This window comes from Streptomyces sp. NPDC058964 (genome assembly GCF_042741275.1).
Classification (GTDB): Bacteria; Actinomycetota; Actinomycetes; order Streptomycetales; family Streptomycetaceae; genus Streptomyces.
Map to the genome: position 1 here is coordinate 6,235 of NZ_JBHYKH010000090.1, position 4,158 is coordinate 10,392.

The following is a 4,158-nucleotide window of genomic DNA, read 5'->3' on the forward strand; positions in this document are numbered from 1 at the left end:
TAGCCGCAACTTAATATCTATATTGTTTTTTTGGGTCGATCACATACAGTCGCGCCCCCCGCCAGAGGCCCCCCCCCCCCCCCCCCGGCCCCCCACCGAACCCGCGCCGCGACACACGCGACCCTGAAGCAAACCTGGACCCATCGCCCCTTCCCCCGTGCCCCGGCCACGCACCCAACCCCGTCCTTCGGTCGCTTGAGTCGCTTCGGTCGCTCGCCCTCCCCCGAAACACGCTGAACCCACGCCGAACGGCGTGGGAGCCGGCCACAGGCTCCTGTCCGCTACCAGTCGGTCAGGTCTACCAGGAGGTCGCAGTGCGGGTCGTCCGATGCCGGCCGCTGGTACTGCTCTTCTTCGAGGAGCGAGGGCAGGGAGGCGATCAGCGCGGTGCGCGTGTTGTTCAGGCGGATGTCGGCACCGATGACGCCGGGGCGGTCGGGGCGCTGCACGTACAGACGCAGCAGGCCGCCGCCGAGGATCAGGAAGCCGAGCAGGAAAGGGTTCTCGTCGTCGCCGGGGTCACACAGGGCGTGTACGACGGTCAGCGCCCGCCCCTGTTCGGGTTCGGGATCCGGGGTGATCTCCTGCGGGCGGAGGCGGATGAGCGTCATTCCCCTGACCTCGCCGAGGTCGCTGCTGCTGTAGATCTGGGGGCCGGTGAGGACGGTACGCAGCAAGCCGGGGATGTAGTACGGGGTCACCGTGTCGTTGGGGATCTCGTACAGGAAGTCCCTGGCGTTCTCGTCGTCTCCGGCACGGACGGCGATCCGTACGGCGCCGGGGGCGGGCAGGACCCCGCGCAGGCGACAGTACGGAGCAATGGGTGAGTTCAGGTAGTACAGCAGCCGACGGGTGACGGCCGCTTGCTGCTCTCGGTCTTCGGAGTCTGTCACGGCTTGATCCTCGCGGGGCACTTGTTGTGGGCCGTTTGCGGCAACCGGAGTTGAGAACGCCGCTCCCCCGTCACCGTCACACCTATTACGTCGTAATGGCCGAGCCACCCACCTTCCCTCTTCTCCCCCGGCCCACAACCTGAGCCCCCGTCAACGCAGACTCAAGCGGACGCCGTCAGGCTGCTCGCGGAAGTGCGTCACAACCGCCCGGCAGCCCGGAAGGAAGCCCGTCGATGGCCTCAGCACCGTGGAACCCTACGTTCGAGACCGTCCTCCAGCGGGGCCTGCCCGGACTGGGCAAGGACAAGGCTCCCGCGGCCGACGAGCCCCTGGAGACCTACGGTCTGGACTCCCTGGCTCTGATCGGCATCGTCAGCGCGCTCGAGTCCGCGTTCGGCGTCAGCCTCGCCGGCCAGGTGGTCGTCCCCGTCCGTACCCTGACCGCCGGTCAGCTGTGGGGCATCGTCTCCGCCGCGCTGCAGCCCGCCTGGGACACCTCCCGTCCGATGTCCCGCCGCGCGACCCAGGGCCCGAGCCCGTGGGCCATTGCCTGACGCTCCCCCACTCCCCCATCGCCCTCAGTCCCATTACGGCGTAATAGCCGTGGCGTCCTGTTGATCCCGCCACGGCTATTACGCCGTAATACGTCTCGGAAGCCTGGTTACGACCTCGCGTCCAGCCACCACATGCCCCTGAGGCGCCCCCGAGGCGAGCCAACTTTCCCTAACTAACGTGTCGGACGAGATTTTGATCAAACACGTTAGTAAGGTAGCCCCATGAGTTCTCCAGCCACCTCCAGTGACCGCGAGAAGGTCGTCTCCAAGCTGCCGGGTTGGCTCCGGCAGGACCTCAAAGTCAGAGCCGCCCAGCGCGGCCTAGAGATCCAGAGCGCCGTCGAGCAGGGCATCACCGACTGGTGCACCCTCGCTTCCGCCCTGGAGCCCGTCGACACCGCGGGTGCCGACTCCTTCTCCACCTTCCTCCCCCAGGGCCAGTGGGACGACTTCAAGCGAACGGCCGCCGACCGAGGGGTCTCGCTCATCCAGGGCCTCGCCCAGTCCGTCAAGCTCTGGCTCGACACCAACCCCGCCCCCGACGTCGTACGACCGGCCGTCACCCGCCGCATCGTCGTGTGCAACCAGAAGGGCGGCGTCGGCAAGACAGCCATCACGGCCGGCACCGGCGAGGCGATGGCCGAGGACCCCAACAAACTGCACCCGGTCCGCGTGGCCAAGCAGCTCGTCGCCGCCCTCCGCGCCGTCGAGTCCGACGAGCCCGAGACCATGACGGACGACCCGCTGGACGTCGAGAACCTACCCGGCCTCGGCATGCGCGTCCTCCTCGTCGACTTCGACCCCCAGTGCCACCTCACCAACCAGCTCGGCGCCACCCCCGTGCCGATGAACGGCGACAGCCTGACCAACCACATGGCGGGCGACCCCAAGGGAGACCTTCGCGACCTCATCGTCTCCATCGACGAGGACCACTTCGGCGGCCGCCTCCACCTCCTCCCCGGCTGCAACGACGCCTTCCTCCTCGACGTGCGCCTGTCCGCCGTACGAGCCCGCGAGGCCGCGCTCGAGCGGGCCCTGGCCCCGCTGGAAGCCGACTACGACGTCATCCTCATCGACTGCCCGCCCAGCCTCGGCCTGAGCATGGACGCCGCCGCCTACTACGGCCGTCGCCGCGAGAACGAGAAGCCCGGTCAGTCCGGCGCCCTGGTCGTCGTCCAGGCCGAGGACAGTTCCGCCGACGCCTACGAACTCCTCACCACCCAGATCGAGGACCTGCGCGCCGACCTCTCCCTCGAGATCGACTACCTCGGCATCGTCGTCAACCTCTACGACGGCCGCCGCGGCTACATCGCCACGTCCTCCCTGCAGGGCTGGGTGGACATAAAGGATCCGCGCGTGGTCGGCCTCATCGGTGACCTGAAGGAACAAAAAGAAGCCGTCCGTATGAAGCAGCCGCTGCTCTCGTACGCCCCCAAGTCCCAGCAGGCCGTCAGCATGCGGGCCCTGGCCCGGGAGATCTCATGACGAAGAAGGCCGACCAGCTGGGCGCGGGCCGGTTCGGAGCCTCGGCACGACCGGTCAGCGCTCGCCGAGCAGCCGTAGCGGCGGCCACCGGAGTCCCCACGGAAGGGGTCGCCCCGCCCACCGAACTCCCCACCCACCGCATCAGCCTGAACCCCGACAACCCCCGATCGACCCTCGGTGACCTGACCGACCTCGCGGGCAGCCTCAGCACGCACGGCCAGAAGCAGGCGATCACGGTGATGAACCGCGACACCTACATCAAGGCCAACCCCGAGCATGAGGCCAGTCTGGAAGAGGACACCCATTACGTCGTAATCGACGGAAGCAGCCGCCTGGCGGCCGCCCGCGAAGCAGGCCTGTCCACCATCAAGGTCATGGTCAGCGACGACCAGGGCAGCACCTCCGAGGAACTCCTCGAGTCCGCCCTGGTGGCCAACATCCACCGCCAGGACCTCGACGAACTCGACGAGGCCAAGGCCCTCAACCGCCTCCTGGCCATCCACGGCAGCCAAACGGCCCTCGCCAAGCGTCTCCACCGCTCCCAGGGCTGGGTCTCCCAGCGACTGGCGCTCCTGAACCTCACCCCCGAGCTCCAGTCCCGCATCGGCCAGGACCCCATCGACCTCCTGCGCGCGGTGGGCAACAAGCCGGCCGAGCAGCAGGAGACGGTCCTCGAGGAACTCAAGGCGGAACGGGCCCGCAAGGAAGCCGAGCGCCCCGCGCAGAAGCCGGGCAAGCGCCCGGCGGCTCCCTCCCCCGAGCCCGAGCCGGAACCCGACTCCCCCAGCCATTACGACGTAATAGGAGACGCCACCTCGGAGGCGGAGCCGGAACCGCAAGCGGAGCCCGAACCGCAACCGCAACCGGAACTCCAGCCCGAGCCGGAGCCCAAGGCGACACCCGAACCCGAAGAGCCGCCCGTGGCCACGGCCCTGGCTCCGGCTCAGGTCCTGGCTCCGGCAGCCACGGACGCCGTCGTCCCGGAACCCCGCTCGGATTCCTCGAACCCCCCGAAGCTCCCCTACGACGACGGCGCCTTCCTCGCCATGCACCTCATCCGCAAGATGACCGACACGGAGTTCGACAAGATGCTCCGCATCCTCAACGAACACCAGCAACAGCGAGCCACAGCCGACAGCTGATCGCCGCACGAGCACGGAGCGAGGGGGGGGGCCGCGGGCGGGGGGGGGGCGCGCCCCGCGGCACACACGGGTGAATAAAATGGT

The 4,158-nt window shown here is 68.5% G+C and carries 4 protein-coding genes; 3 read left to right on the forward strand and 1 reads right to left on the reverse strand.

The features are described 5' to 3' along the window. Positions 1-281 precede the first annotated feature (281 nt). Positions 282-893, reverse strand: coding sequence for a hypothetical protein (locus ACFW2E_RS14355; RefSeq protein WP_384466145.1), 612 nt, complete (start codon positions 891-893; stop codon positions 282-284). A gap of 233 nt (positions 894-1,126) precedes the next feature. Between ACFW2E_RS14355 and ACFW2E_RS14360 the strand changes: the two genes are divergently transcribed. From ACFW2E_RS14360 to ACFW2E_RS14370, 3 genes are all read left to right on the forward strand, one after another. Next, positions 1,127-1,447: an acyl carrier protein gene (locus tag ACFW2E_RS14360; protein ID WP_384466147.1), complete on the forward strand. Its 321-nt coding sequence runs from the start codon at positions 1,127-1,129 to the stop codon at positions 1,445-1,447. Between the two features lie 222 nt (positions 1,448-1,669). Further along, positions 1,670-2,932, forward strand: coding sequence for an AAA family ATPase (locus ACFW2E_RS14365; protein ID WP_384466149.1), 1,263 nt, complete (start codon positions 1,670-1,672; stop codon positions 2,930-2,932). Then, positions 2,929-4,074: a ParB/RepB/Spo0J family partition protein gene (locus ACFW2E_RS14370; protein WP_384466151.1), complete on the forward strand. Its 1,146-nt coding sequence runs from the start codon at positions 2,929-2,931 to the stop codon at positions 4,072-4,074. Before ACFW2E_RS14365 ends, ACFW2E_RS14370 begins: the two co-directional genes overlap by 4 nt. Positions 4,075-4,158 lie beyond the last annotated feature (84 nt).